This is a genomic window from Methylosinus sp. KRF6 (genome assembly GCF_018887255.1).
Classification (GTDB): domain Bacteria; phylum Pseudomonadota; class Alphaproteobacteria; order Rhizobiales; family Beijerinckiaceae; genus Methylosinus; species Methylosinus sporium.
Genome location: NZ_JAHLJF010000051.1, coordinates 1 through 732, shown reverse-complemented (window position 1 = coordinate 732; position 732 = coordinate 1). Strand labels below are relative to the sequence as shown.

Annotated in this window: 1 pseudogene; it reads right to left on the bottom strand. The window is 62.6% G+C overall.

Annotated features, from left to right (window positions below):
- Positions 1-68: 68 nt before the first annotated feature.
- A pseudogene (locus tag KP010_RS22475) lies at positions 69-732 on the bottom strand (IS5 family transposase); the annotation flags it as partial.

The following is a 732-nucleotide window of genomic DNA, read 5'->3' as shown; positions in this document are numbered from 1 at the left end:
GACGAGCGCACCAAGCCGAAGCAAGGCGAGCCCATCTAAAAAAGCAACTGTAATGCTAGGGCCCAGACTCATAACCAGTAGCTGACGGTCGCAGCGATGCAGACGGCGGCGAGGAAGTTCGCGGCGTTTCGATCGTATCGCGTCGCAACTCGGCGGAAGTCCTTCAAGCGGCAGAACATGCGCTCGATGGCGTTGCGGTTTCGATAGAGGAAGGGCGAGAAGCAGTTCTTCCACTTGCGATTGGCCTTGGGCGGAATGTTCGGCATGGTCCCGCCGCTCTCGACCTTTCGCCGGATGGCGTTGCTGTCGTATCCCTTGTCGCCGTGGAGGATTTCGCACGGCGGAAGATGCGAGAGAAGGTCAGCGCCAGCCGTGCAGTCGGCGACGTTGCCGCCCGTGAGCATGAATGCGATCGGTCGACACAGCGCGTCGGTCAGCGCGTGGATTTTCGTCGTTCGTCCGCCGCGCGAGCGGCCGATGGCCTGATTGTTCTCCCCCCTTTGCCGCCGCTGGCCGAGCGATGCGCCTTTACGGCGGAGGAATCGATGAGAACTTCCGCCGGCGGCCCGCCGGCTTGCGCGAGCGATTGAAACAGCTTGACCCAGACGCCCTTGGCGGCCCAGCGGACATAGCGATTGTAGAGCGTCTTCTTCGGCCCGTATTCGGGCGGCGCGTCGTGACGTGCCCCTGAAAAATCCCCCCAGCATCGATTAGAGTCCGGCCGATTGCAGG